The 24247-nt window shown below is 72.8% G+C and carries 22 protein-coding genes; 11 read left to right on the forward strand and 11 right to left on the reverse strand.

The genetic code is table 11. The annotated features are described in order from the left end of the window. Positions 1 to 65 precede the first annotated feature (65 nt). Positions 66 to 806, forward strand: a complete 741-nt coding sequence (locus tag ACL02U_RS13420; RefSeq protein WP_412790999.1) for a TetR/AcrR family transcriptional regulator — start codon at positions 66 to 68, stop codon at positions 804 to 806. 264 nt (positions 807 to 1070) lie between these two features. On the opposite strand, the gene ACL02U_RS13425 is transcribed toward ACL02U_RS13420, so the two are convergent. Beyond that, entirely contained in the window at positions 1071 to 1808 is a 738-nt protein-coding gene (locus tag ACL02U_RS13425; RefSeq protein ID WP_412791000.1) for a maleylpyruvate isomerase family mycothiol-dependent enzyme, read from the reverse strand. A 196-nt stretch (positions 1809 to 2004) separates the two neighbouring features. Here ACL02U_RS13425 and ACL02U_RS13430 point away from each other — a divergent pair, with 196 nt between their 5' ends. After that, the gene (locus ACL02U_RS13430; protein WP_412791001.1) at positions 2005 to 3456 is read left to right on the forward strand and encodes an MFS transporter; all 1452 of its coding nucleotides are present in this window, start codon (positions 2005 to 2007) and stop codon (positions 3454 to 3456) included. Between the two features lie 172 nt (positions 3457 to 3628). Here the strand turns inward: ACL02U_RS13430 and ACL02U_RS13435 are convergent, their stop codons facing one another. From ACL02U_RS13435 to ACL02U_RS13445, 3 genes are all read right to left on the reverse strand, one after another. Then, positions 3629 to 5461: an AMP-dependent synthetase/ligase gene (locus ACL02U_RS13435; protein ID WP_412791002.1), complete on the reverse strand. Its 1833-nt coding sequence runs from the start codon at positions 5459 to 5461 to the stop codon at positions 3629 to 3631. A 10-nt stretch (positions 5462 to 5471) separates the two neighbouring features. Continuing rightward, entirely contained in the window at positions 5472 to 5660 is a 189-nt protein-coding gene (locus tag ACL02U_RS13440; protein WP_412791003.1) for a hypothetical protein, read from the reverse strand. Positions 5661 to 6020: 360 nt separating this feature from the next. Next, on the reverse strand, positions 6021 to 7118 hold the full coding sequence (locus ACL02U_RS13445) for a hypothetical protein (protein WP_412791004.1): 1098 nt from the start codon (positions 7116 to 7118) through the stop codon (positions 6021 to 6023). A 522-nt stretch (positions 7119 to 7640) separates the two neighbouring features. Here ACL02U_RS13445 and ACL02U_RS13450 point away from each other — a divergent pair. The 3 genes from ACL02U_RS13450 (at position 7641) to htpG (ending at position 11364) form a co-directional block, all read left to right on the forward strand. After that, complete coding sequence (locus ACL02U_RS13450) at positions 7641 to 7973, forward strand: hypothetical protein (protein ID WP_412791057.1); 333 nt, start codon at positions 7641 to 7643, stop codon at positions 7971 to 7973. A gap of 41 nt (positions 7974 to 8014) precedes the next feature. Then, positions 8015 to 8992 carry a MerR family transcriptional regulator gene (locus ACL02U_RS13455; protein ID WP_412791005.1) on the forward strand — a complete coding sequence of 326 codons (978 nt, stop codon included), beginning with the start codon at positions 8015 to 8017 and terminating at the stop codon, positions 8990 to 8992. A 440-nt stretch (positions 8993 to 9432) separates the two neighbouring features. Beyond that, positions 9433 to 11364: a molecular chaperone HtpG gene (gene htpG, locus ACL02U_RS13460; RefSeq protein ID WP_412791006.1), complete on the forward strand. Its 1932-nt coding sequence runs from the start codon at positions 9433 to 9435 to the stop codon at positions 11362 to 11364. A gap of 229 nt (positions 11365 to 11593) precedes the next feature. On the opposite strand, the gene ACL02U_RS13465 is transcribed toward htpG, so the two are convergent. Further along, positions 11594 to 12178 carry a hypothetical protein gene (locus ACL02U_RS13465; RefSeq protein ID WP_412791007.1) on the reverse strand — a complete coding sequence of 195 codons (585 nt, stop codon included), beginning with the start codon at positions 12176 to 12178 and terminating at the stop codon, positions 11594 to 11596. Between the two features lie 164 nt (positions 12179 to 12342). Continuing rightward, positions 12343 to 12651: a hypothetical protein gene (locus ACL02U_RS13470; protein WP_412791008.1), complete on the reverse strand. Its 309-nt coding sequence runs from the start codon at positions 12649 to 12651 to the stop codon at positions 12343 to 12345. A gap of 333 nt (positions 12652 to 12984) precedes the next feature. Between ACL02U_RS13470 and ACL02U_RS13475 the strand changes: the two genes are divergently transcribed. Both ACL02U_RS13475 and ACL02U_RS13480 read left to right on the forward strand, forming a co-directional pair. Further along, complete coding sequence (locus ACL02U_RS13475) at positions 12985 to 13866, forward strand: SIS domain-containing protein (protein WP_412791009.1); 882 nt, start codon at positions 12985 to 12987, stop codon at positions 13864 to 13866. 193 nt (positions 13867 to 14059) lie between these two features. Continuing rightward, positions 14060 to 14944: a class II fructose-bisphosphate aldolase gene (locus ACL02U_RS13480; protein WP_412791010.1), complete on the forward strand. Its 885-nt coding sequence runs from the start codon at positions 14060 to 14062 to the stop codon at positions 14942 to 14944. A gap of 155 nt (positions 14945 to 15099) precedes the next feature. Here ACL02U_RS13480 and ACL02U_RS13485 read toward each other — a convergent pair whose 3' ends face one another. Further along, a complete protein-coding gene (locus ACL02U_RS13485) occupies positions 15100 to 15507 on the reverse strand; it encodes a cytidine deaminase family protein (RefSeq protein ID WP_412791011.1) in 408 nt (135 codons plus the stop codon). Between the two features lie 148 nt (positions 15508 to 15655). After that, positions 15656 to 16801 (reverse strand): methyltransferase, encoded by a 1146-nt coding sequence (locus tag ACL02U_RS13490; RefSeq protein ID WP_412791058.1) that lies wholly within the window; start codon positions 16799 to 16801, stop codon positions 15656 to 15658. A 90-nt stretch (positions 16802 to 16891) separates the two neighbouring features. Between ACL02U_RS13490 and ACL02U_RS13495 the strand changes: the two genes are divergently transcribed. The 3 genes from ACL02U_RS13495 (at position 16892) to ACL02U_RS13505 (ending at position 20027) form a co-directional block, all read left to right on the forward strand. Continuing rightward, positions 16892 to 17554: an alpha-ketoglutarate-dependent dioxygenase AlkB family protein gene (locus ACL02U_RS13495; protein ID WP_412791012.1), complete on the forward strand. Its 663-nt coding sequence runs from the start codon at positions 16892 to 16894 to the stop codon at positions 17552 to 17554. Between the two features lie 27 nt (positions 17555 to 17581). Next, the gene (locus tag ACL02U_RS13500; protein WP_412791013.1) at positions 17582 to 18826 is read left to right on the forward strand and encodes an ROK family protein; all 1245 of its coding nucleotides are present in this window, start codon (positions 17582 to 17584) and stop codon (positions 18824 to 18826) included. A 310-nt stretch (positions 18827 to 19136) separates the two neighbouring features. Then, positions 19137 to 20027: an NAD(P)-dependent oxidoreductase gene (locus ACL02U_RS13505; protein WP_412791014.1), complete on the forward strand. Its 891-nt coding sequence runs from the start codon at positions 19137 to 19139 to the stop codon at positions 20025 to 20027. 326 nt (positions 20028 to 20353) lie between these two features. Here ACL02U_RS13505 and ACL02U_RS13510 read toward each other — a convergent pair whose 3' ends face one another. Both ACL02U_RS13510 and ACL02U_RS13515 read right to left on the reverse strand, forming a co-directional pair. Further along, positions 20354 to 20887 carry an ATP-binding protein gene (locus tag ACL02U_RS13510; protein WP_412791015.1) on the reverse strand — a complete coding sequence of 178 codons (534 nt, stop codon included), beginning with the start codon at positions 20885 to 20887 and terminating at the stop codon, positions 20354 to 20356. Between the two features lie 202 nt (positions 20888 to 21089). Beyond that, entirely contained in the window at positions 21090 to 21413 is a 324-nt protein-coding gene (locus ACL02U_RS13515; RefSeq protein WP_412791016.1) for a hypothetical protein, read from the reverse strand. A gap of 358 nt (positions 21414 to 21771) precedes the next feature. On the opposite strand from ACL02U_RS13515, the gene ACL02U_RS13520 reads away from it, so the two are divergent. Further along, positions 21772 to 22908 carry a PLP-dependent cysteine synthase family protein gene (locus tag ACL02U_RS13520; protein ID WP_412791017.1) on the forward strand — a complete coding sequence of 379 codons (1137 nt, stop codon included), beginning with the start codon at positions 21772 to 21774 and terminating at the stop codon, positions 22906 to 22908. Between the two features lie 120 nt (positions 22909 to 23028). Here the strand turns inward: ACL02U_RS13520 and ACL02U_RS13525 are convergent, their stop codons facing one another. Beyond that, positions 23029 to 23856, reverse strand: a complete 828-nt coding sequence (locus ACL02U_RS13525) for a DeoR/GlpR family DNA-binding transcription regulator (protein WP_412791018.1) — start codon at positions 23854 to 23856, stop codon at positions 23029 to 23031. Positions 23857 to 24247: the final 391 nt, after the last annotated feature.

The following is a 24247-nucleotide window of genomic DNA, read 5'->3' on the forward strand; positions in this document are numbered from 1 at the left end:
CTCTCATCTATGTGCACTGCTCTGTTCTGTGTGCACCGCTCTCGATGTGTGCGAGACTGCTGGTCATGAGCGACACCGCACACGGCGGCGCCCGTGCCCGCGCCCGGATCGAGATCACCGCGGCCATCAAGGACGCGGCCCGCAGACAGCTCGCGGCGGACGGAGCCGCCAAGCTCTCGCTGCGGGCGGTGGCCCGGGAACTCGGCATGGTCTCCTCCGCGCTGTACCGCTACTTCCCCAGCCGGGACGACCTGCTCACCGCTCTCATCATCGACGCCTACGACTCCCTCGGCGAGACGGCCGAGGCGGCACACCGGGCCGCGGCCGAGGCCGGCCCGGTGCGGCGCTGGACCGTGGTCTGTGAGGCGGTGCGCGGCTGGGCGCTGGATCACCCGCACGAGTACGCGCTCATCTACGGCTCGCCCGTTCCCGGCTATGCCGCGCCCCTGGAGACCGTGCCGCCGGCCGCGCGGGTCGGTGAGCTCCTCATCGGTATCGTCCGCGACGCGCACCGGGGTCTCGGTCTGGCCAGGCCGCCGCTGCCGGCCGAACTGCGCCCCGAGGCCGTCCGCATGGCCGCCGACCTGGCGCCCGATCTCCCTCCGGAGACTGTGGTGGCCCTGGTCGCGGCCTGGGCGCAGCTGTTCGGCCTGGTCGGCTTCGAACTGTTCGGCCAGTTCAACCGCGTGGTCGAGGACCGGGCGCCGTTCTTCAGACACGCCGCCGGCCAACTCGCGCACCATGTGGGCCTGGTGTACCCGCAGCAGGGCCCGGCGGGAGGCGGTCCGGCCGTCGCGGGGGCCTGACCCCGGCAGCCTGCCGGGGAGCCGCACCGGCGGTCCGGGCGGGGGTGGTGACCACGTCCGGGGAGCCGGTGACCCTTCCGGCGGGCAGTTCAGGGCGGTACGAGGCGGTACGGCGCAGTACAAGGCGCTACCGGGCGGAGTGGGGCGGGTCGTTCGGGTGGCTCCGGCCGGCACGGGGCATGCGCCGGGCGGCCGTTTCGGTTCGTTCGGCCGGGGCGTCGCGCGGCGCGGGCGGGTCGTCGGCCGGTCGACCGTGCCGGGAGGTCAGCCGATCCCGGACGTCTCCCGCCACAGCTCGGCCAGCGTGGCGTCCCCCGACACGCTCGGCACCGGCGTCCGGTTCCACAGCGCCAGGTACAACTCCGCCGCCGGCCCGCTCAGTTCCGCGTCCTCGCGGCCGGTCGCGTCCGGGGTGGCCGCGGGTGCCTCCGTCGAGAGCCGTACCGTCCACACCGCGTCCGCGTCGGTGGTGCGCACCCGCAGTGTGCGCGGCTGCGGCGTACGCACCCGGCTGCCGGCGCGGGCGTGGAAGCCGCGCAGCAACTCGTCGATCCCGTCCACGGCGAACGGGATCCCCACCGGGGACGGACTGCCGCCGCGGGCCGTCTCCGCGTCGTACCGGTGGATCGCCGTCTCGTGTGCCTGACGCCGGGTCCAGAAGGCGAGCGGGGAGGGTGACGGGGCCGGGTGGAAGGTCCACACGGCGATGTCCGCCGGAGCTGCCGCCAGGGTGTCGACCAGGTGTCGGTGGCTGTCGCGGTACCAGGTGAGCAGGTCGCCGCCGTCGAGGTCCGGGCCCTCGCCGATGGGGCGGGGTGAGGGGTGGCCCTCCGCGACGAATGCGGTGGCCCAGCGGTGCACGGCTCCGGTGTGCCGCAGCAGGTCCCGTACCTGCCACTGCGGGCAGGTGGGAACCTTCGCTCCGGTGCCCGCCGCCTCGGCGGCCGCAGCGAGTGACCGGCCCTCCTGGTCCAGGATCTCAAGGAACTCGGCTGTCTCCATACCCTGGAGTCTGCCGGACGGCATCGCGGCGCGACACAGGTTTCCGACCGCTGGCCCGACGGTGCCGTCCGAGGTCTCCGGCGTTCCTCGGTCTGTGTATCCAACACACGATATGGCGAGTGCATGAAATATGTGAGATGCACATCGCGCCTCAGTCGGGGCGCCACCTCGTTGACGCCCCGAAGAGGAGCTCCCCATGGACGGCCCTCAGCCGACCGGCCGCTCAGGTGCGGTCGTCGCCACGCTGGCCCTGGCCGGCACGGTCGCCGCGATCATGCAGACCCTGGTGACCCCGCTGATCGCGGAGATGCCGCAGCTCCTGCACACCTCGGCCTCCAACGCGGCCTGGGTGATCACGGTCACGCTGCTCGTCGCCGGAGTGTGCGTGCCGGTCTCCGGGCGTCTCGGCGACCTGTTCGGCAAGCGGCGCATGCTCCTGGTCTGCGCCGTGCCGCTGGTCGCCGGTTCGGTGGTGTGCGCGCTCTCCTCGACCGTCGTACCGATGATCGTCGGCCGTGGACTCCAGGGCATGGGCATGGGCATGGTGCCGCTGGGCATCGCTCTCCTGCGCGACGTCGTGCCGGCCGAGAAGCTGAGCGGCTCCATCGCCCTGGTGAGCGCTTCTATGGGAATCGGCGGCGCCGTCGGCCTGCCGCTCGCCGCCGCCGTCGCCCAGTACGCGAACTGGCGGGCCCTGTTCTGGGGAGCGGCCGGTCTCGCCCTGCTGATCGGAGTGCTGATCTTCTTCGTGATTCCCGACGTGCCCGCGGGAGCCCGCGGACAGCGCTTCGACGCCCCCGGCGCGCTCGGACTCGCCGTCGGCCTGGTGTCGCTGCTCCTCGCGATCTCCAAGGGAGCCGACTGGGGATGGGGCTCGGGCACTACGTTGGGCCTGCTGACCCTGGCCGCCGTGGCACTCCTCGCCTGGGGGTACTGGGAACTGCGCACCCGCGATCCGCTGATCGACCTGCGGACCACCGCCCGCCCGCCGGTCCTTCTCGCCAACGCCGCCTCGATCCTCGTCGGCGTCGGCATGTACGCCTTCATGCTGATCGCACCCCAGCTGCTCCAGTTCCCCGAGGCCACCGGATACGGACTGGGGCAGTCCATGCTGGCCGCCGGCCTGTGGATGGCGCCCGGCGGCGTGATGATGATGATCGTCTCGCCTCTGGGCGGAAAGCTCATCAACGCGCGCGGCGCCAAGTTCGCTCTGGCCTGCGGCGCCCTGGTCATCTCGCTCGGGTACGGGCTCGCCCAGTTCCTGATGGGTTCGGCCTGGGGCCTGATGGTCGTCGGCATCGTGGTCAACAGCGGGGTCGGCCTGGCCTACGGCGCGATGCCCGCTCTCATCATGAGTGCCGTACCGCTCTCCGAGACGGCGGCGGCCAACGGGTTCAACACGCTGATGCGTTCCCTCGGCACCACGATCGGTTCGGCCGTCATCGGTGTCGTACTGGCCCAGATGACCGTCAGCCTCGGCGGCTACAGCCTCGCCTCCGAGGGCGGTTTCCGCACCGGCCTGGCGATCGGTTGCGGCGTGGCGCTGCTGTCGGCCGCGGTAGCCTCCCTCATCCCCGCCGTACGCGCCGGCACCGCTGACGAGGCAGGTGCAGAGGCCCCGGCCGACCCGGCGCCCGCCCGAGCCTGATCCTGCCGCACCCCCGGGGGGTACCCGGTGCCCCCTCAAGGCGCCGGGTGCGCCCGTCCCGACGCGGAGCGCCCGTCCCGACGCGGAGCGTCCGTCGCGACGCGTAGCGCACGTCCCGCCCCCGGAATGCCGCCGTGCCGCCGAGCTGCCACGCCGCCGTGCTGCCATGCCGTCAGGACGTGTACATCGCCTCGATCTCCGCCGCGTACGCCTGGGTGATCGCGCCGCGCCGCAGTTTCAGCGAAGCGGTCAGCAGCCCGTCCTGGACGCTGAACTCCGTCGGCAGGATCCGGAAGGCCCGGATCGACTCCGCCCGGGAGACCACGCTGTTCGCCATGTGCACCGCCCGCTGGATCTCCGTGTGCAGATCCCCGCCGGCAGCGGCCGACCCGGACCGGCGGCAGTGCCGCTCGCGTGAACGCCGCCAGTGCTCCCACGCGTCCGGATCCAGTGTGACCAGAGCCGCGACGAACGGCCGGTTGTCCCCGACCACCAGGCACTGGGAGATGAGCGGATGCCTGCGCAGCCGCTGCTCCAGTGGCTGCGGGCTGACGCTCTTGCCCCCGCTGGTGACGATGATGTCCTTCTTGCGCCCGGTGAGGACGAGATAGCCGTCGTCGTCGAGGCGACCCACGTCCCCCGTCGCGAACCAGCCGCCGCGCAGTACCGCCGCCGTGGCCGACGGGTCGTCGTGGTAGCCGGCGAACACGACGTCGCCGCTCACCCAGATCTCGCCGTCGTCGGCGATGCGCACGGCACACCCCGGCAGCGGCCGGCCCACGGTACCGAAGCGGGGACGGCCCGGAGGCTGGGTGGTCACCGCGGCGCTCGTCTCGGTGAGCCCGTATCCGTCGTGGACGGCGATCCCGGCCCCGGCGAAGAACAGTCCCAACTCACGGTCCAGGGCCGAACCGCCGGAGGTCGCGTAGCGGACGCGGCCGCCCAGCACGGCACGCAGCCGGCCGTACACCAGGCGGTCGAACACCGTGTGCTCGGCCCGGAGCACGGGACCGGGGCCCGGTCCCTCGCCGGCCTCCCGCCGCTGCGTCCGTTCGGCGTGCCGCACCGCAACCTCCTCGGCTCGGCGGAACAGGTCCCCCCGGCCGGCCTCCTCGGCCGCCCGGCGCGCGGCGTGCAGGATCCGCTCGAAGACGTAGGGCACGGCGAAGACGTACGTGGGCCGGAAGGATGCCAGGGCGGGCAGCAGCGAGGCCGGGGAAAGATCGGGCTGATGGCCCAGCAGGACACCGCTCCGCAGACAGACTACCTGCACCATCAGGCCGTAGATGTGCGAGAGCGGCAGGAAGGCGAGGACGGCCGGCTGCTCGCCGGGCACGGCGATGAGGTCCCGCCACCCGGCGTACAGGGTGTCGCACTCGGCGGCCAGGTTGGCATGGGTGATCACACAGCCCCGGGGGAGGGGGCCCGTGGTGCCCGAGGTGTAGGCGATGACGGCGGCCGACCGGGGGGTGACGGCACGCCGGTGACGGTGCACCATTTCGTCGGGCAGGTGACGGCCCTGCTCCGTCAACTGCTGGACGCAGCCCGCGTCGAGCTGCCACAGGGAGCGCAGACCGGTCTGCGCGTCGCAGGCGGCGCCCACCGTCATGGCGTGGTCCGCGTGCTCCACCACGATCGCGCTCACCTGCGCGTTCGACAGGATCCACCGAACCTGCCCGGCCGAGGAGGTGGGGTAGACGGGGACGACCTGGGCGCCGAGGGACCAGAGCGCGTAGCAGAACTGCGTCCACTCGTAACGGGTCCGGGCCATCACCGCCACCCGCTCACCGAACCGGACGCCCGCCGCGAGCAGGCCCTTCGCGAGGCCCAGCACCTCGTCACGGAACCCGGCCGCGGTCACCGCCGTCCACTCGCCTTCGTCCCGGCCGCCGTCCCTGGCCAGTTGGGACAGTTCGGGGTCGCGTTCGGCCACCTCGTACACGGAGTCCGCGAGGCCGCCCGTCGTCAGGGCCGGTACCAGAGGCGGAAGGCTGTATTCGCGCACCGTACCGTTCCTATGCGGTGAGCGGGGGTGAGTCCCGGACCCATGCCTGACGCATGCGGGCGACCTGGTGCGCGCCCACCGGCCGGAGCACCGTCTCGTCGCGGGGTGCGAAGTGCTTGAAGCGGCCACGCACCGCCGCGCCGGACGGCCCCGGAGCCACGCACGGCGCCGCGACCTCCCGCAGCCCACCCACGGCCATCACCCTGCCCACCCTTTCACGGCCCGAGCACGCCCCACGCCCGAGGACACCCCACGCCCCACGAGGACGCCCCACGGCCGAGGACACCGCCACCACGCCCAACGACCACCACCGGGAAAGGTCACCCGTCCGAGACGAGAACTCCCGTTTCCCCGCGCGGCCCCCTCTGCGAGCAGTCGCACCCCCTCACCCGCACCTGGAGTCACTTACACGCTGTCGCGCGGCGGCGGTTCGCGATCCCTTCTACCTCGATCAGCTTCCGCTGGCGTGGCTGGCAGCGTCCTCGGCGTCTGCGGGACTCTGTGCACGTGGTGACCGCCGACCCAGCGGAGGTCACCAGGTACTCCAAGGAGGCGGATACTACCCGGCAGGGTAGGAGTCGTTGACCTTCATTTGATCATTAATCGTGCGCCATTCCATCAGCTGGGTTCCGTCGAGCCGTTGCAGGCTGTAGCGGTCGCCCCGGTACCAGACAGCCTCCGCCACGCGTTTGCCGTTCGACTCGTACCTCCTGGTGATCTCCACGGTCTCGCTGCTCTCCTCCTCGGAGTACGAGGTCCGCTCCACCCGCAGCCCGGTGGTGATGGAGGTGCTCATCGACGCGGTGAGGCCCTTGAAGGCGAAGCCGGCGTCCATGCCGACCGTGATGCTCACGGTCTCCTCGATCGTGTGCTGGTTACCCGTCGTCAGTCCGAGCGTGGTGGTCTGCTTCTCCGTGTACTCCGAGTTGCCCGAGTGCTCGTAGTAGAAGACCTGCTCCCAGTACCCGAACCGCTTGAGAAGGTAGTACGGATTGGTCTCGCTCTGCCACGGCCGCTGATCGACGCCGCCGTCGTTGACCAGGAGGAACGGGATCACACTCTGGCCCACCAGTACCTCGTCGGTCCTGTCCTTGGGCGGCTTGGCAAATCCGGTCAGCCGGTCCACGTCACCGATCTCGTTGACCTCCCGGTCGACCGGCGGGAGTTCGGTCACCCGCCTGTCCTCGCCGTCCACCACCAATTCCCAACGCTGCACGGCGCGCTGGTTCGCGTCGGCGCGGATGTTGAGCTGCTGCAGGGTCTGCGCCTCCGCAGTGCTGAAGGCCTGCGGGGAGACGACCCGGCCGCTGATGCGATTGCGCAGCAGCAGCCGGTTCCCGTCGTCCATGGCCTCCCACTGCTGCGTGTTCCGGTGGCCCGGGTCAGTACGGATGTTGAGCTGCTGCAAGGTCTGCGCCTCCGCCTGGCTGAAGGCCTGCGGGGACATGACGCGGGCACTCTTCTTGTTGACGAACAGCACATAGCCGTCGTCCAGGGGCATCGCGTGCCACACCTGCGCCTTGCGCTGACCCGGGTCTGTGCGCAGGTTGAGCTGCTGCAGGGTTTGCGCCTCCGCAGTGCTGAAGGCCTGCGGGGAGACGACGCGGCCACTGCGATCGTTCTTCAGCAGGTAGGTGTATCCGGGTTCGATCTTCATGAGCATCCTCGGTCGGTGATCAATTCGGTCACCACAACGATCCCTGCCCCAACGCCTGACCACGACGTGAACCGCCGTGGCCCACCTGGCGCGCGGAAGTACCCAGAAGGCGCGGGCCTCAGCAAAATCCGCCCCCTCCCACGATCGCGCACCACCAGGCGGCACTGCACCCGGCCTGGATCTCACGCTCCAGCCCGCAAAAGGCGGCTCTGCTGCCGTGTGTGCGGGTCGCCCCATGGCGGGTTGGCGGCCGGGGAGGGTGGGCTTGTCCCCGGCGAGGGTGAGCATGACGACGGTGATGATGGCTTCGGCGGAGTGGAAGCCGAAGCCTCGGCGGATGATCAGTCGGGTCTTGGTCTTGGTGGACTCGATCAGTCCGTTGGACATGCCGGTGGTCAGGGGGCGCGGATGGTGTCGCAGTGCCGGAGGATTCCGTCACCAACCACGGCACCGGCACGCTCACTGGTTGGACCGTGGAGTTCGACCTGATCCGGCACCACGGTCGGCTCGTACCGGGACGCGCTGCTCACCCACTCGGGCAGCCTCTACGCCTTCACCGACCGCGAGTACAACGGCAGCCTGGCGCCGGGCGCGAGCGCCACGTCGGGCTGGGTGTCGAGCGGCACCGGCACGCCGGTGAACTGCACCCCCGACGGGGCGCCCTGCGACGGCGGCGCGGGGGGCTCCGACACCACCCCGCCGGGCGGCGTGACCGTAGGCTCGGCGACCGCCTCGTCGCTGATCGTGACCTGGACGCCCGCCGCCGACGACTCCGCGTCGCGGGCTACCAGGTGTCACGCGACGGTGGTACGCCCGACACCGGCGCCGGCGGGGGCCGTGCACGCCCGCCGGTAGGGTGGGGCGGTGGGGCGATCCCGGGGGAGGTCCGACCGCACATGTCCGACGACGAGCTGTGGAGCATCGGCCGCCTCGCCGAACGTGCCGGGACCACGGTCAAGACCGTCCGCTTCTACTCCGACCGCGGCCTGCTGCCCGAAGCCGCCCGCAGCACCGGTGGGCACCGCCGCTACGACCCCGCCGCGCTGGACCGGCTCCGGCTGATCCGGGACCTGCGCGCGCTCGACCTGACGGTTCCCCAGGTGCATCACGTCCTCACCGATCAGGACGGAGGCGCCGAAACGGGCGGTGCCCTGGAGGACGCGCTCGCCGGACGGCTCAGCGCACTGGGCTCCCAACTCACCGCACTGCGCTGGCGGGAGACGGCGCTGCGGCTGGTACTCGACTGCCCGCCCGGCGAGCGCCCCGACCGGCTGCGCCTGGTGGGCGCACTGCCCCTGCCGCCCAGCACGGCCGCTCCCGCCCGCTTCTGGCGCGGATGGCTGCCGCCGCGGACCCCGGAACGGATCGTGTCCGCGTTCCTCGCGCAGGCCGTGCCGCAGCCGCCCGCCGATCCGACGCCGGAGCAGGCGCTCGCCTTCGCCCGGCTGCACGCGCTCACCGCCCGCCCCTGCGCCGGCGGCACCCGGCCGCAGCCCGACGTCCACCGTGCCGCGGGCGCCCGCGGCGCCACCGTGCTCTACGCGGGCCTGGCCGAGGCCTACGAACTGGCGGGCGCCCGTATGCGGCGGGGGCGGGCGCCGCACCCCGGCGAGGCCCTGGACGCCTTCGCCGCCGCCTACGCGGAGGCGTACGGCACCCCCGACACCCCGCGGTTCCGCCGACTGCTCGCCGGGCGGCTCACCGCCGACCCGCGGCTGGAACGGTACTGGGAGCTGGCCGCCCGGGTGGCCACGCCGCCGGGCGCCCGGCCCGATCCGACCCCGGGCACGGCCCACGACTGGCTGCGCGCCGCGCTGGACGCCCAGCTCACCGCCCCGGCGCCAGGCGTGCCGAGGACGGCCCCGCCCGCGTAACCGACCGGCACGCACGCCCGGGCCCCACCGGGGAACCGGCGGGGACGCCGCGACGCCCCTCACCGGTGGCGGTGGCGGTGGCGGTGGCGGTGGCGGTGGCGGTGGCGGTGGCTGTGGCGGTGGCTGTGGCGGTGGCGGTGGCGGTGGCGGTGGGGGTGGCGGCGCGGAGTTGGCTGCTCGACGGCCGTGCAACCACCGCCCGAGCAGGCCGGGCCGACCGGCGTGGCGGTCCGAGTGGTCCGCCCACGGTCCGGTTCCGCTTGCCGGTGAGGGCACTTCACGCGCCCGCAGAGTGGCCGGTCCCGCCGCTGCCCTGCGCGGGGGACACGGCGGACCGGTTCCGCGGCCGGGCCGCGGACGGGGGATTCCGGGTGATCCGGTGTCCTACAGTGGCTGCCGGCAGTTATGGCTACTCCGGACCCGTGAGGTAATCGCGCACCATGCCGACCGAAACGTTTGAGTTCCAGGTAGAGGCCCGTCAGCTCCTCCAGCTGATGATCCACTCGGTCTACTCGAACAAGGATGTCTTCCTGCGGGAGCTCATCTCCAACGCCTCCGACGCACTCGACAAGCTGAGGCTGGAGGCGCTGCGCGACGACACCCTCGACGCCGACGTGTCCGACCTGCGCATCGAACTCGACGCCGACCCCGAAGCCCGCACTCTGACCGTCCGGGACAACGGCGTCGGCATGTCGTACGACGAGGTGGGCCGGCTCATCGGCACCATCGCCCACTCGGGCACAGCGCAGCTCCTGAAGGAACTGCAGGAGGCCAAGGACGAGGCGGGGGCCGAGGGGCTCATCGGCCAGTTCGGCGTCGGCTTCTACTCCGCCTTCATGGTGGCCGACGAGGTCACCCTCCTCACCCGGCGGGCCGGCGAGACGCACGGCACGCGCTGGCAGTCCCGGGGCGAGGGCACGTACACCCTGGAACACGTCGAGGACGCGCCGCAGGGCACCTCGGTCACCCTGCACCTCAAGCCGGCCGACGCCGAGAACCAGCTCCACGACTACACCTCCCCCTGGACGATCCGCGAGATCGTGAAGCGGTACTCCGACTTCATCACCTGGCCGATCCGGATGGAGCCGCGGACCGGGAAGCCCGAGGGGGCAGAGCCGCCGGCGGCCGAGAACGGCGGCGAGGAGTCCGGGCCCGAGACGCTGAACTCGATGAAGGCCCTGTGGGCCCGACCGCGTTCGGAGGTCTCCGACGACGAGTACCACGAGCTCTACAAGCACATCAGCCACGACTGGCAGGACCCGCTGGAGACCGTCCGGCTCCAGGCGGAGGGCACCTTCGAGTACCAGGCCCTGCTGTTCGTCCCGGCCCACGCCCCGCACGACCTGTTCACCCAGGGCTACCAGCGCGGCGTCCAGTTGTACGTGAAGCGCGTCTTCATCATGGACCACTGCGAGGCGCTGCTCCCGCCGTACCTGCGCTTCGTCAAGGGGGTCGTCGACGCCGCGGACCTCTCGCTCAACGTGTCCCGCGAGATCCTCCAGCAGGACCGGCACATCCGGATGATCCAGCGGCGCCTGACCAAGAAGATCCTCTCCTCCGTCAAGGACCTGATGGCGAAGGACACCGACCGCTACGCCGCCTTCTGGCGGGAGTTCGGCGCCGTCCTGAAGGAGGGACTGGTCACCGACTCCGAGAACCGTGAGGCCGTCCTCGCCGTGTCGTCCTTCGCCACGACGCACGGAGAGGAGGAGCCGACCACGCTCCAGCAGTACGTCGAACGGATGCAGGACGGCCAGGAGGACATCTACTTCCTCACCGGCGAGTCCCGCCAGAGCATCGAGAACTCGCCCCACATGGAGGCCTTCCGGGCCAAGGGAGTCGAGGTGCTGCTGCTCACCGACCCCGTCGACGAGGTGTGGGTCGACGCGGTCGGCGAGTTCCAGGGCAAGCGGCTGCGGTCCGTCGCCAAGGGCGAGATCGACCTCGGCGGGCAGGACGACGGGAAGAGCGAGAGCGAGAAGGAGAAGCAGAACGAGGACTACGCGGGGCTGCTCGGCTGGATGGGCGAGCAACTGGGCGAGGACGTCAAGGACGTGCGTCTGTCCACGCGGTTGACGGTCTCCCCGTCCTGCGTCGTCTCCGACGCGAGCGACCTCACTCCCGCGCTGGAGAACATGTACCGCGCGATGGGGCAGGACGTGCCGCGCGCCAAGCGCATCCTCGAACTCAACCCCGATCACCTGCTCGTGCAGGGGCTCAACCAGGCGTACAGGGAGCGGGAGGACCGCTCCGGGCTCGGTGAGACCGCCGAACTCCTCTACACGCTGGCGGTCCTCGCCGAGGGAGGCCAGCCGAAGGATCCGGCCAGGTTCGTCAAGCTGGTGGCCGACCGCCTCGAGCGCGGCCTGTAGCGGCGCCGCGGGCCGCCGCCCGCGACGGACGTCGGTTCCCTTCCGGGGCGCCCGTCCGCCGCGGGGTTCCCCGGAAGTGCGCGACGACGCCGGAGACCGTCCGACACCCCGGCCGCGGCCGATACCCGTGCGTCGTGCGTCGTGCGCACTCCTCCGAGGCGCTCGGTCCCGGTCGGGTACGTCCGGCAGGACGCTCGTCCGCCCCGGGGCGGACGAGCCTCCCGGCGACTCAGGGCGTACCGCTCCAGCGGTGGGCCACGTCCACCACCAGGTGGCCGTCCAGCCGCGTCACCCTGAAGGGCAGCCGCGCCCGGACGCCGAGCCCGATCTGCGTCTCCCCCTCGAAGCTGCCGCCGAACACGGCCTCGCGGAAGGTGTGGTACCCGGTGAGGTCCACGCCCGGCAGCGGCTGACCCGCCTGCCCCGGATACACGGGCGCCCCGGTCGCCGGGTCGTAGGCGGGAGCGGTGATCCGCACCTCGATGACCGCCCCGCCGGCGACGGGGACGACCCGTCCGGACCCGTCCTGGCGGAGCTGGTCCACGTAGCGGACGGAGTAGCCGAGGTCGGCCGCTTCCACGCCGGGGACGTCCATCACCATCCGGTCGAAGCAGCTGTGGCGACCGGTCCTGACGTCCTGGACGGGGCGGGTCGTGGCGGCGGTACGGCTCTTGGCGAGGCTGCCCCAGGCGGTGGGGCACACCGAGCCGGCCGGGGCGGCGCTGACGGGGAAGGCGGCCGCCGGAGCGGCACCGACCACCATCGCGGTACCCAGGGCGGCAAGAGCCGTCGCGATCCGTGTCCTTCGCTGCATGGAGTCCCCCAGGCGATCGGCGTCTTTCGTGTATGTGCTGAGACACCGGATCGGGGCAGATGGTTGCAGCTGCGCCCCCTGACGGCCCGGTCCCCGTCCCGGGAAGCCCCGCCGCTGACCCGTCGGGCATCACGAGGCGGTCGGGGCCGGATCCCGGGGGCCGGTCAGTTGTGGTGCTCCGGGCGGCCCGGCATCCCGTCGAGCCTTCCGGTGCCGCTCCGCCCGTGACGGCCGCGCCCCCGACCGGTGCGGCGGCGGTGGTGTACCGTCCCGGCGGTCACCAGGGCCAGGCCCAGGCAGAAGATCAGGGCCAGGGCGAGCCCGGAGCTGAACAGGGCGAGTCCGTTCATCGTCGCGATGTCGCTGCCGAGCACGCTGACGGTGTACTCGGGGCCTCCGGACAGATTGCCGACGATCGCCAGGGCGGTGAAGCCGGCGGTGCCCGCGAGGAGGAGCAGTCCGAGGACGAGCATCCGAGTCATCCTCTCCGGTGTCTTGCGGTGTCTTGCGGTGTCTTGCGGTGTGTGGCGGTGTGTGCCGGTGTGTGCGGCGTCCTCCGGGTACCCGCCGGTCCGGGGCACTACCCCGACAGGCCAGGCCAGGCCAGGCCCGGCCCCGTCGGCCCCTCGCGCTCCGATGGCAGGGGTGCGCGGTGCGACACCCGCACCCGATCCCCGCTCCTCTCGCGCCCTTGCGGCGGCCCGGGCTTCCCCCCAGTGCATTACCGAACTTCCAGATGCTTGATTGTGCGCGAAAGCTGGCTATATCTTGCAAGAGTAATCATGCCTGTTGGGAGGAAGTGCCTCATGACCCACGTCGAGGAAGAGCTCCGGAGCCAACCGGAGTGCTGGACGCGCGCCGCGACCGAGGCTCCGGGCTACGGCGGAGTGCTGCCGTACCCGGGCGAACGCGTCGCCGTCGTCGGCTGCGGAACCTCCTACTACATGGCCCAGGCCGCGGCCGCCCTCCGGGAGGGCGCCGGCCGGGGGGAGACGGACGCCTTCCCCGCCTCCGAGTTCCCGCACCACCGGGCGTACGACCATGTCGTCGCGCTCACCCGCTCCGGCACCACGACCGAAGTGCTCGCCCTGCTCGAACGGTTGAGCGGCACCACTCGCACCACCGCGCTCACCGCCGACCCGGACACGCCGGTGACGACAGTGGCCGACCACGTGGTCGTCCTCGACTACGCGGACGAACGCTCCGTCGTCCAGACCAGGTTCGCGACCACCGCGCTGACCGTGCTCCGCGCCCACTTCGGACTGCACACGGACGCCGCGGTGGCCGACTGCCGAACCGCGCTCACCGCCGACCTGCCCGAAGGCCTCGTCGAATGCGCCCAGTTCACCTTCCTGGGAAGCGGCTGGACGGTCGGCCTGGCCAACGAAGCCGCGCTCAAGATGCGCGAGGCCTCGCTGTCCTGGACCGAGGCCTACCCCGCGATGGAGTACCGGCACGGCCCCATCAGTATCGCCACCGGTTCCACGGCCACCTGGATGTTCGGTGAGGCACCCCCGGACCTCGCCGAACAGGTGAGGGACACCGGCGCCCGCTGGGTGGCGGGCAGCCTCGACCCGCTCGCCGAGCTGGTCCGCGCCCAGCGCCTCGCCGTCGCCGTGGCCGCCGCCCGGGGACTCGACCCGGACCGGCCCCGCCACCTCACCCGGTCGGTGGTCCTCACCTCCTGAGCCACCGCACCACCCGCCACCCGCACCATCCGCACCACCCGCGTGGCCCGTGTCCTCGGTGCCCCTGCCCCCGGGCCGCAGCGCCGCCCGGCCCAGTACGCCGGACCCCCTCTCCCGAAACCCGGCTCCCCGCCCGGACCGCACCCCACGGCCTCACGCCGGTCGTGCTCCGGCCTGTCGGAAAGGACAGAACGTGCCCCTCGTCACCACCGGCGAACTCGTCGGCAGGGCTGCCGCGGCTCGATCCGCCGTCGCCGCCTTCAACATCATCACGCTGGAGCACGTGGAAGCGGTCGTCACGGGCGCCGAGTCGGCCAACGCCCCCGTGGTGCTCCAGGTCAGCGAGAACGCCGTCACGTTCCGTTACGGTCGCCTGCTGCCGCTGGCCCGCGCCGCCGTGGCCGCCGCCGAGAGCGCCCTCGTGCCCGTCGCCCTCCACCTCGACCACGTCAGGAGCGACCGCCTGCTCCGCGAGGCGGCGGACGCCGGCTTCAGCTCGGTGATGTACGACGCCTCGCACCTGCCGTACGCGGACAACCTGGCCGCGACCCGCGCGGCAGCCGACTGGGCGCACGCGCAGGGACTGTGGATCGAAGCGGAACTCGGACAGGTCGGCGGCAAGGCCGGGCCGCAGGGCCGGCAGCACGAGGCCCGGCCCCCGCTGGACGCCCACGCGCCCGGCGCCCGCACCGACCCCTCCGAGGCACGGGCCTTCGTCGCCGACTCCGGCGTGGACGCGCTGGCCGTCGCCGTCGGCAGCGTGCACGCCATGACCACCCGTACCGCCGCTCTCGACCACGAGCTGCTCAAACGACTCGACGGCGCGCTGACCGTCCCCCTCGTGCTGCACGGTTCCTCCGGAGTCCCGGACGACGAACTGCGGGCCGCGGTCGTGGGCGGCATCACCAAGGTGAACGTCGGCACCGCGCTCAACCTCGCCATGACCGGCGCCATCCGCGACTTCCTCGCCGCTCACCCCGAGGCGGTCGACTCGCGGAGGTATCTCAGCGTGGGGCGGGAGGCGATGGCCCGAGCGGTCCAGAGCATCGTCAAGGTGGTCGCCGGCCGGGAACCGTAGACCGGAAGCCCCGGAAGCCCCGGAAGCCCCGGAAGCCCCGGAAGCCCCGGAAGCCCCGGAAGCCCCGGAAGCCCCCGGGCCGGTCGGGCGCCGGTGTGCCCGAGCGGCATCCGCACCTCAGCCCCGTGATGGGGGAACCGGCCCAGGCAGAGCGGTTACCCGAGCTGGTGGTCGGCCCACACGTAGCCTTCCGGCAGCAGGTCGGTGATGAGGAGGGTTCGGATGTGCTCGCCTTCGCCGACGATGACCTCGAGAGCCGGGAAGTAGTCGAGGAGGACCTGGCGACACCGGCCGCACGGGGGAACGACTCCCCGGTCGCGGTCTCCCACCGCGACGATCGTGTTCAGCTCGTAGGCGCCCTGGGCGGCTGCCGTGCCGATGAGGACCAGCTCGGCGCAGGGTCCCCCGGTGAAGTGGTAGGCGTTCACCGCGGTGACGATGCGGCCGTCCCGGGCGCGGGCCGCGGCCGCCATGGTGTGGTTGTCGCCCCGGCAGCGAGTGCGGGCAACGTGGGCCGCGGCCCGGATGAGCTCGTGGTCGACCGGACGGGTCTGCGGGGTCATCTTTCCTGCCTTCGGCATGTGCTACCCGCGACGTCGGCACGGGTGACGGGGGAGCGCAAGCGGGTGTCGGCGGTCCGGCACTCCGGATACGACGGCTCGCAGCCGTCGCCGCCGAGGTCGTGGATCGCGGTCCGGGCCCGTCGCCGGGTCACCGCCGACCCGGTTCCTTGACGGCCTTCAGCACCACGAACTTCGGGTCGCTCGCCACCAGGCGGCTGTTGCCGAACAGCCGCCGCAGTTTGGCGTGGTAGCCGAGATGGCGGTTCCCGACCACCCACAGCTCGCCGCCCGGCCGCAGTGCGCGGCGGGCACCGGTGAACATGCGCCACGCCGTGGCGTCGGAGGTGGTCTGGTGGGAGTGGAACGGCGGGTTGTTCAGCACCACGTCCACGCTGTCGGCGGGTACCCCGCCGAGCCCGTCCCCGACCCGGAACTCGGCGTGCCCGGGTGCCCCGTTCGCCCGGTGGGTGGCCTCGGCGGACGCGACCGCCTGGAAGGACTCGTCCACGAACAGCAGTTCCGCCTCCGGGTTGGCCAGTGCCACCGCCGTCCCGAGGACGCCGTTGCCGCAACCGAGGTCGACCACCCGCCGCGGGCCGCGGGTGGCCGGGAGGTGGCCGAGGAAGAACCGGGTCCCGATGTCGAGGCGGTCGGCGCAGAAAACGCCCGCGTGGTTGACGACGGTGCGGCCCGAGACCGGTCCCACATCCGCCGGGAGGGTGTACCGGTGGGGCCAGGGGCCGGCGTCCGGGCTCCGGGACGGATCGGGTGTGCAGAGGATCAGCCGTGCCTTCTGCCGGGCGAGAGAGGTCCGGGTGGGGCCGAGCAGGCGCTCGAACAGGGCCAGCGTCGACGTGTGGATCTCCTTCACCATGCCGGTGCCGACCACGACCGTGCCCTCGTGGCACGAGGGACGCAGCCGCCGCAGCTGGTCCTCCAGCAGCGCCAGGCTCTTCGGCACCCGGACCAGCAGCACGTCGACGCGTGCGGGCGGCGGGTCCTGCGTGGTGAGCAGGCCTACGGTGCCGGGTTGCACGCCCGCCCGGGAGAGGTTGGCGCGGGTGGCCTCCCGGGTGAGGAAGGAGTCGGTGATCTGCGTGGGCCGGTGCGGCGCGAGCGCGGTGGCCAGGGCGCCCCACCGGTCGCCGAACACCACCACCGTGCCGGTCAGCGGGACCCGCTGCTCGTCCAGGTGACGCAGCAGGTACGCGTCGGAGGCGTCCCAGGCCCGGAGCCTGTCACGGGGGTCCTCGGGGAACCGGGTGAGCACCAGCTCGCCCCACGGCGTCGTCATACGGTCGTTCATCGCGCACCAGGCTAGCTCAGCCGCAGCTCAGGGCCGGGTGCCCCGGGGGACGGGCATCAGGAGCGGGAGGATGTCCCCATGGACGCCGAGCTGTTTCCCCGTGAACGCGTGTCGGTCGCGCCCGGTGCGGTGCACGTCCCGGACCGGCTCGACAGCGGCGCACAGCAGGCCCTGCTGGCCGCCTGCCGCGACTGGGCCCGCCCGCCGGCCGGGCTGCGCACCGTGCGCACGCCCGGCGGGGGCACGATGACGGCACGGCAGGTGTGCCTGGGCCGGCACTGGTACCCGTACGGCTACGCCCGTACCGCGGTCGACGGGGACGGCGCGCCCGTGAAGCCGTTCCCGGCCTGGCTCGGTGAGCTGGCACGCCGGTCGGTGGCGGACGCGCTCGGCCCCGACGCCGTCCCCGCCGAGCCCTACGACATCGCACTGATCAACTTCTACGACGCCGACGCCCGGATGGGCATGCACCGGGACAGCGACGAGCGGTCCGACGCGCCGGTGGTCTCGTACAGCCTCGGTGATGCCTGCGTCTTCCGGTTCGGCAACCCCCGGAACCGGTCCCACCCGTACACGGACGTCCGGTTGCGCAGCGGTGACCTGTTCGTCTTCGGCGGACCGTCCCGGTACGCCCACCACGGGGTGCCGCGCGTGCTCCCGGGCACCGCACCGCCCGGTCTGGCTCTGAGGGGCCGGCTGAACGTGACGCTGCGGGTGAGTGGTTTCCCGGACGCCACCTGAAGAACGGATCATGACAGACTCGCCTCCATGAGCGGCAAGGCGGACCCCCGGCCGGAGGGGGAAGGAACCACCTCGAGGACGAGGTTGGACCGGGGGCGCGCGGCGCTGGGTCCCGCGCTGGAGCTGGTGCACACCGGGCGGGCGCCGACCCGCGCGGTGCTGACCGCCGAACTCGGCGTCACCCGCGCCACGGCCGGCGCGGTGGCCGCCGAACTCGAGGCCCTGGGCCTGATCAGAGTGGATGCCCGGCCCAGCGTGCCCGCCGGCGCGCAGGGCCGCCCCTCGCACCGGCTGCAACTCGCCGAGGAGGGGCCGGTCGTGCTGGCCGCGCAGGTGCACGCGGACGGTTTCCGCGCCGCGCTCGTCGGCCTCGGCGGCCGGATCGTGGCCACCTCTCCCGGCTGTGAGACGGTCGACCCCGATCCGGCGAAGGTGCTGGGTTCCGTGGTGGAGGCGGGCGCGGACCTCCTCCGCGCGACCGGCCGGCGCTGTGTGGGTGCCGGGCTCGCCGTGCCGTCGGCGGTGGCCGAACCCGAGGGGCTGGCGCTCAACCCGCTGCACCTGGCCTGGCCGGTGGGCGCGCGGGTGCGGGAGATCTTCGCCGACCGCGTCCGCTCGGCCGGTATCGCCGGGCCGGCGTTCGCGGCCAACGACGTCAACCTCGCCGCGCTCGCCGAGCACCGCCACGGCGCCGGCCGGGGCGCCCGCGACCTGCTGTGCGTGGCCACCGGTCACCGCGGTGTCGGCGGCGCCCTGGTGCTCGACGGCCGGCTGCACACGGGAAGCGCGGGCCTCGCCCTGGAGGTCGGCCACCTCACCGTCAACCCCGAGGGCCGCCCCTGCCACTGCGGCAGCCGCGGCTGCCTGGACGTCGAGGCGGATCCGCTGGCGCTGCTGACCGCGGCGGGCCGCGCGCCCGGTCCCGAGGTGTCGCTGCTGCGGCAGGCCGACGAGCTCGTCCGCCGCGAGTACGACGACCCGGCCGTCCGCACGGCCGTCGAGGCGCTGATCGACCGTCTCGGGCTCGGTCTCGCCGGACTGGTGAACATCCTCAATCCGGACCGGATCATCCTCGGCGGTGTGCACCGCACCCTGCTGGCCGCCGACCCCGAACGGCTGCGGGCCGTCGTCGCCGACCGCAGCCTGTGGGGGCGGAGCGGCGGGGTGCCCATCCTGCCCTGCACCCTCGACCACAACAGCCTCGTCGGTGCGGCGGAGCTGGCGTGGCAGCCGGTGCTGGACGACCCGTTGGGCGCACTGGCGGGGACGTGAGGACCGGACCCCGTCCGCGGTGCGGCGGCATCCCGGGGGAGCACCGGACGGCTTCCTCCCCGCTCCCTCGTCCGGCGGCAGCGACCGACCCCGGAACCCGGGCATCCGGAACCCGGGCATCCGGCAGTCATGGGCACCGGCAAACCGGGGCACCCGGGTCGATCAGGGGCATCCTGGAGCCTGGGACACCCCGACCCCCGACACCCGACAGCCACGTGCACCCGGGCCCCGAGGGTCCGGGCCCCGGGCACCCGTACAGCAGGACCGGACACAGCAGCGTGACCCGAGAACAGGAAGGTGACGACACGTCATGGCCGACCAGCTCACCGTGAGCGTCCTGGGCACCGGCATCATGGGTGCCGCGATGGCCCGCAACCTCGCCCGCGCCGGACACGCCGTCCGCGCCTGGAACCGCACCCCGGCCAAGGCCGAACCGCTCTCCGCGGAAGGGGTGCACGTCGCCGGCACCCCCGTCGAGGCAGTACGGGGCGCCGACGCCGTGCTCACCATGGTCCACGACGGCGACGCCGCGCTGGCGGTCATGCGTGAGGCCGCCCCCGCCCTGGAACCCGGGACCGCCTGGGCGCAGTCCACCACCGCCGGCCTGGACTCCGTCCCCGAGCTGGCCGCCTTCGCCGGTGCGCACGACCTGCTCTTCTACGACGCCCCGGTACTGGGCACCCGCGACCCGGCCGAGGCGGGCCGCCTCACCGTGCTGGCGGCCGGACCGGTCCGGGGCCGCGAGAAGGTCGTCCCGGTATTCGAAGCCGTCGGCGCCCGGACGGTGTGGGCCGGCGAGGACGGCGCCGCGGCCGGTGCGACCCGGCTGAAACTGGTGGCCAACAGCTGGGTCATCGCGGCCACCGCCGCGGCGGGCGAGGCCCTCGCCCTGGGGAAGGTGCTCGGCGTCGACCCGAACGACTTCCTCGACCTCATCGCCGGCGGCCCGCTCGACATGGGATACCTGCACGCGAAATCGGCCCTGCTGCTGGAGGACCGGCTGCGGCCACCGCAGTTCGCGGTGTCGACCGCGGCGAAGGACGCGCGTCTCATCGTGCGCGCCGGCGAACGGCACGGCATCCGGCTCGACGTCGCCGCCGCGGGCGCGGCCCGCATGGAGCGGGCCGCCGCACAGGGCCACGCCGACGAGGACATGGTCGCGGCGTACTTCGCCAGTTTCGACGAGGGCAACGGAGCCTGAGCGCGGGGCCGAGGGCCGCCCTGCGCGCGTCCCGGCCCGCCGACGGCTCACCGGTCACGCTGCTCGGCCGCCGGTTCGCGGCCGGTGGGATCGACGAGGCCGTGCACCGGCGAACAGTCGTCCGTCATGGACGAGCGCCGACGACGGCTGTCCGTCCCGGACGAGCACCGGCGACGGCTGTCCGTCCCGGACGAGCGCCCGCGACGGCTGTCCGTCCCGGACGAGCACCGGCGACGGCTGTCCGTCCCGGACGAGCTGTTCGGCCGCGCCTGCCCGGGGTGTTACGGCACGACCACGCCGGACGGACCGGGTCGGGCGGACGGCGGTCACCCCGCGACGGCGGACCGGGCCGGAGCCTGCGCGGGCCGGCACTCGGCGGAGACGGTGTCGAGAGCGGCGACCTCCGCGAACCGGTGCGCCGGTTCCACGGTGATGCGGTGCGCCGGCTGGACGGGCTGGGGTGCGGTGGAGGCCGGCAGGGTGAACCAGACGGCCTTGCCCGACTCGCCGTCGGCCCGCACCCCCCAGCTCTCGCTGACCGAGGCCACCAGCGACAGTCCCCGCCCGCAGGTGGCGAGCGGGTCGGCGCTCCCGACCACGGGGAGCCGGGGGTCGCGGTCGTGCACCGAGACGGTGAGCCGCTCCAGCAGCAGCTCCATCTCGACGGTGCACGTCTTGTCGGTGTCGGCGTGCCGGTGGACGTTGCTGAGCAGCTCCGTCACACCGAGCGAGGCCCGGTCTATCAGGGCATCCAGATGCCAGTAGCGCAACTGCGCAGAGACGATTCTGCGGACCTGGCCGATCCGCGACGGCAGGGCTTGGAGCTCCACCGTGCAGTGCCTGCTTGGGTGACTGATCACGGCTGCGACTCCCCGACGTGGGTCCGGAAGAACACGGAGAACGGATCTTCAGCAGGACGTCTGCGTGAAACTTCCGCCTGCTGTCGTGCCCGGCGGCTGGTTCGCAGCGTTATCGCCGGTAAACCCTCAGTGACGTGAGACAAGCCTGACCCAGGGGGTCCGGACGCGCAACTCGCGCCGCCGCCCCGGGGGCGCGAAGATCTCAGCCGCCCCGCCCGGCCGCCCGCCGGACGGCCTCGATGAACCGGCTCGCCGCGGGCGGCCCCGGCTCGCCCGGTGCGGGATCGTGGTCGCCCAGCGTCAGCAGGTACCGCTTGCCGTTGAGGTCGGCCAACGCCCGGTCCTCCGGAGCGAACCAGGGCCGCGAGGCGCGTACCGCCTGGACCGGCGCACTGTCGATCTCACTGCCGTAGCTGTTGAGCAACTCCAGCCTGCCGCCGCTGATGCGGACCTTCCCGGCCCGGGTGAGGGAGCGCATCCTCTTGCCGATCCGCACGCCCGTGGCCGTGAACTCCGGCTCCGCCATGCTGCCCTGCCCCCTCCTGCGCGTGGGTCCCGGGGCCCGCGCTCGCGCGCACGGGCCGCGATCCGCTCGGTGTGCTGCTCGGGTCTGCACCCCCGTCCGGGACGGATGTCCCGCCGGGTGCAGTCTGCCTGCGCACGGCGGGGAGCACCAGTGCGTCCGCAGCTCTCCCGCCCGCGACCCGGAGCATTCGTCCGAATGCGCCCCCGCCGCTCCCGTCTCCGCCGCCGCACGCCGCCCCAGCGTCTGTTTGAGACGCTCAAAGCAGTGTTTATGCAGGTGAGAAGCGTGTGAAAGGTGTTTATCATCGTCCTGTCGGCCGCATCGTGTGCCGTCGGCCCGATGTCTGAGGAGCCCCACCGTGATCACCCCCCAGCAGCAGAACCGGACCGGTGCCGTCCTGGACACCCTGGACGTCGACCGCAGCGACGCGGCCTACCGCGGCTGGCTCAAGGAAGCCGTGCGCAAGGTGCAGGCCGACGCGAACCGCTCCGCCGACACCCACCTGCTGCGCTTCCCGCTGCCCGAGGCGTGGGGGATCGACCTGTACCTCAAGGACGAGTCGACCCACCCGACCGGCAGCCTCAAGCACCGTCTGGCCCGCTCCCTCTTCCTCTACGGACTGTGCAACGGCTGGATCCGGCCGGGTCGGCCGGTGATCGAGGCCTCCAGCGGCTCGACGGCCGTCTCCGAGGCGTACTTCGCGGGGCTGATCGGCGTGCCGTTCATCGCCGTCATGCCCCGTACGACCAGCGCCGAGAAGTGCCGGCTGATCGAGTTCCACGGCGGCCGGTGCCACTTCGTGGACGACCCCCGCCGCATGTACGAGGAGTCCGCCCGGCTCGCGGCGGAGACCGGCGGCCACTACATGGACCAGTTCACCTACGCGGAGCGCGCCACGGACTGGCGCGGGAACAACAACATCGCCGAATCCATCTTCCGGCAGATGGAGTTGGAGCGGTTCCCGGAACCCGCCTGGATCGTCGCGACGGCCGGTACCGGCGGCACCTCGGCGACCATCGCGCGCTATGTGCACTACCTCCAGCACGACACCCGCGTCTGCGTCGCCGACCCGGAGAACTCCTGCTTCTTCGACGGCTGGAACACCGGCGATCCGGACGTCGGCTGCGACTGCGGCTCCCGCATCGAGGGCATCGGCCGCCCCCGGATGGAGCCCAGTTTCGTGCCCGGTGCCATCGACCGCATGATGAAGGTCCCCGACGCCGCTTCCGTCGCCGCCGTACGGGCCCTGGAGCGGGCCATCGGCCGCAAGGCGGGAGGTTCCACCGGCACCGGACTGTGGAGCGCTCTGAAGATCGTCGCCGAGATGGCCGCCGCGGGCCGGCAGGGCAGTGTCGTCACCCTCCTGTGCGACCCGGGTGACCGCTACCTCGACAAGTACTACTCCGACGCGTGGCTGGCCGAACAGAACCTCGACATCACGCCCTACAGCACCGCGATCGACTCGCTGCTGGCCACCGGAGTGTGGCCGGACTGAGGCGCTCGGGGCCGGGGCGTCCCCCCGACCGCGGGCGCTCCCTCCGCGCCCGCCGCGAGGCACTGCGGCAGACCGCCGCGAGGCACCGCGGCATCCCGCGACCCGGCCGCGGGCGGCCCGTCACAGGTCCCCGGACTCCTCCGGCTCGCCCGCCACCACCAGCCGCACGTACTCGGAGATCCCGGCCCGTGCCTCCTCCGGGAGCCCCGCATCGGTCACCCAGGTGTCGACCCGGTCCAGCTCGGCGAACGAACTCAGGCCGATCGTGCCCCACTTGGTGTGGTCGGCGACCACCACCACCCGCCGCGCCGAGTGCACCAGACGCCGGTTGGTCTCCGCCTCCGCCAGGTTCGGTGTGGACAGCCCCGCCTCCACCGATATCCCGTGCACCCCGAGAAACAGCACATCGAAGTGGAGCGCACCGATCGCCCGGTCCGCCACCGGGCCGACCAGCGAGTCCGACGGAGTGCGCACCCCACCGGTCAGCACCACCGTGGCGGCGCCCTGCCGCGGTCCCGAAGTGCGCTGGGCCACGTGGAACACGTCGGCCACCCGCACCGAGTTGGTCACCACGGTCAGATCGGGAACCTCCAGCAGCTGCTGCGCCAGGGCGTACGTCGTCGTGCCGCCCGACAGCGCGATCGCACTGCCGGGAGCGACGAGCTCGGCCGCGGCCCGTGCGATGTCCTCCTTGGCGGTCAGCTCCAGACCCGACTTCGCCTCGAAGCCCGGCTCGTGCGTGCTCGCCTCGGCCACCGGCACCGCGCCCCCGTGGACCTTCTCCAGCATGCCCTGGCGCGCCAGGGCGTCCAGATCGCGGCGGACCGTCATGTCCGACACGCCGAGCCTGCGGGTCAGCTCGTTGACCCGGATCCCGCCGCGCCGCCGGACCTCGTCCAGGATCAGGGCGCGCCGCTGCTCCGCGAGGAGGTTCTGATTCTCGCTCACGTACGCTCCGGTCCTTTCGCCTCAAGCCGTTCCAAAGCCGTCCGACACGCCCACCGGACCCGCCTCGAGGAGCGTGTTCCGGCGCCTTCCCGGCGCGCGGGGGTCCCATCCTCGCACGCCCGGCCGCGCATCGCGGCACCGCCGGTGCCCCGCGCGCACGCCGCCTCCGCCGGCCGGCGTGTCGCCCGGGGCGACACGGCCGTCACCCGGATCGGGGAGATTCCGCGCCAGGGGGATGTGCACCGCGCCGCGAGCCGCGATCCTGGTTGCCGCACGGGCACATCTCGACGGCGCAGCACCGGGGATGAGGCGGAACAGTGGAACGTGCAACTGCCCAGCACACGGCCGGCACCGCCGACCCCACCGGTCGGTCCGCGCCCGCCCTGGAGCT

The organism is Streptomyces sp. MS06 (genome assembly GCF_047200655.1).
GTDB lineage: Bacteria > Actinomycetota > Actinomycetes > Streptomycetales > Streptomycetaceae > Streptomyces.

Coding starts and splice junctions, on each gene's coding strand:
- ACL02U_RS13420 (WP_412790999.1), top strand. CDS start 66: ATGAGCGACACCGCACACGGCGGCGCCCGTGCCCGCGCCCGGATCGAG.
- ACL02U_RS13425 (WP_412791000.1), bottom strand. CDS start 1,808: ATGGAGACAGCCGAGTTCCTTGAGATCCTGGACCAGGAGGGCCGGTCA.
- ACL02U_RS13430 (WP_412791001.1), top strand. CDS start 2,005: ATGGACGGCCCTCAGCCGACCGGCCGCTCAGGTGCGGTCGTCGCCACG.
- ACL02U_RS13440 (WP_412791003.1), bottom strand. CDS start 5,660: ATGGCCGTGGGTGGGCTGCGGGAGGTCGCGGCGCCGTGCGTGGCTCCG.
- ACL02U_RS13445 (WP_412791004.1), bottom strand. CDS start 7,118: ATGAAGATCGAACCCGGATACACCTACCTGCTGAAGAACGATCGCAGT.
- ACL02U_RS13455 (WP_412791005.1), top strand. CDS start 8,015: ATGTCCGACGACGAGCTGTGGAGCATCGGCCGCCTCGCCGAACGTGCC.
- htpG (WP_412791006.1), top strand. CDS start 9,433: ATGCCGACCGAAACGTTTGAGTTCCAGGTAGAGGCCCGTCAGCTCCTC.
- ACL02U_RS13465 (WP_412791007.1), bottom strand. CDS start 12,178: ATGCAGCGAAGGACACGGATCGCGACGGCTCTTGCCGCCCTGGGTACC.
- ACL02U_RS13470 (WP_412791008.1), bottom strand. CDS start 12,651: ATGCTCGTCCTCGGACTGCTCCTCCTCGCGGGCACCGCCGGCTTCACC.
- ACL02U_RS13475 (WP_412791009.1), top strand. CDS start 12,985: ATGACCCACGTCGAGGAAGAGCTCCGGAGCCAACCGGAGTGCTGGACG.
- ACL02U_RS13485 (WP_412791011.1), bottom strand. CDS start 15,507: ATGACCCCGCAGACCCGTCCGGTCGACCACGAGCTCATCCGGGCCGCG.
- ACL02U_RS13490 (WP_412791058.1), bottom strand. CDS start 16,801: ATGACGACGCCGTGGGGCGAGCTGGTGCTCACCCGGTTCCCCGAGGAC.
- ACL02U_RS13495 (WP_412791012.1), top strand. CDS start 16,892: ATGGACGCCGAGCTGTTTCCCCGTGAACGCGTGTCGGTCGCGCCCGGT.
- ACL02U_RS13500 (WP_412791013.1), top strand. CDS start 17,582: ATGAGCGGCAAGGCGGACCCCCGGCCGGAGGGGGAAGGAACCACCTCG.
- ACL02U_RS13505 (WP_412791014.1), top strand. CDS start 19,137: ATGGCCGACCAGCTCACCGTGAGCGTCCTGGGCACCGGCATCATGGGT.
- ACL02U_RS13515 (WP_412791016.1), bottom strand. CDS start 21,413: ATGGCGGAGCCGGAGTTCACGGCCACGGGCGTGCGGATCGGCAAGAGG.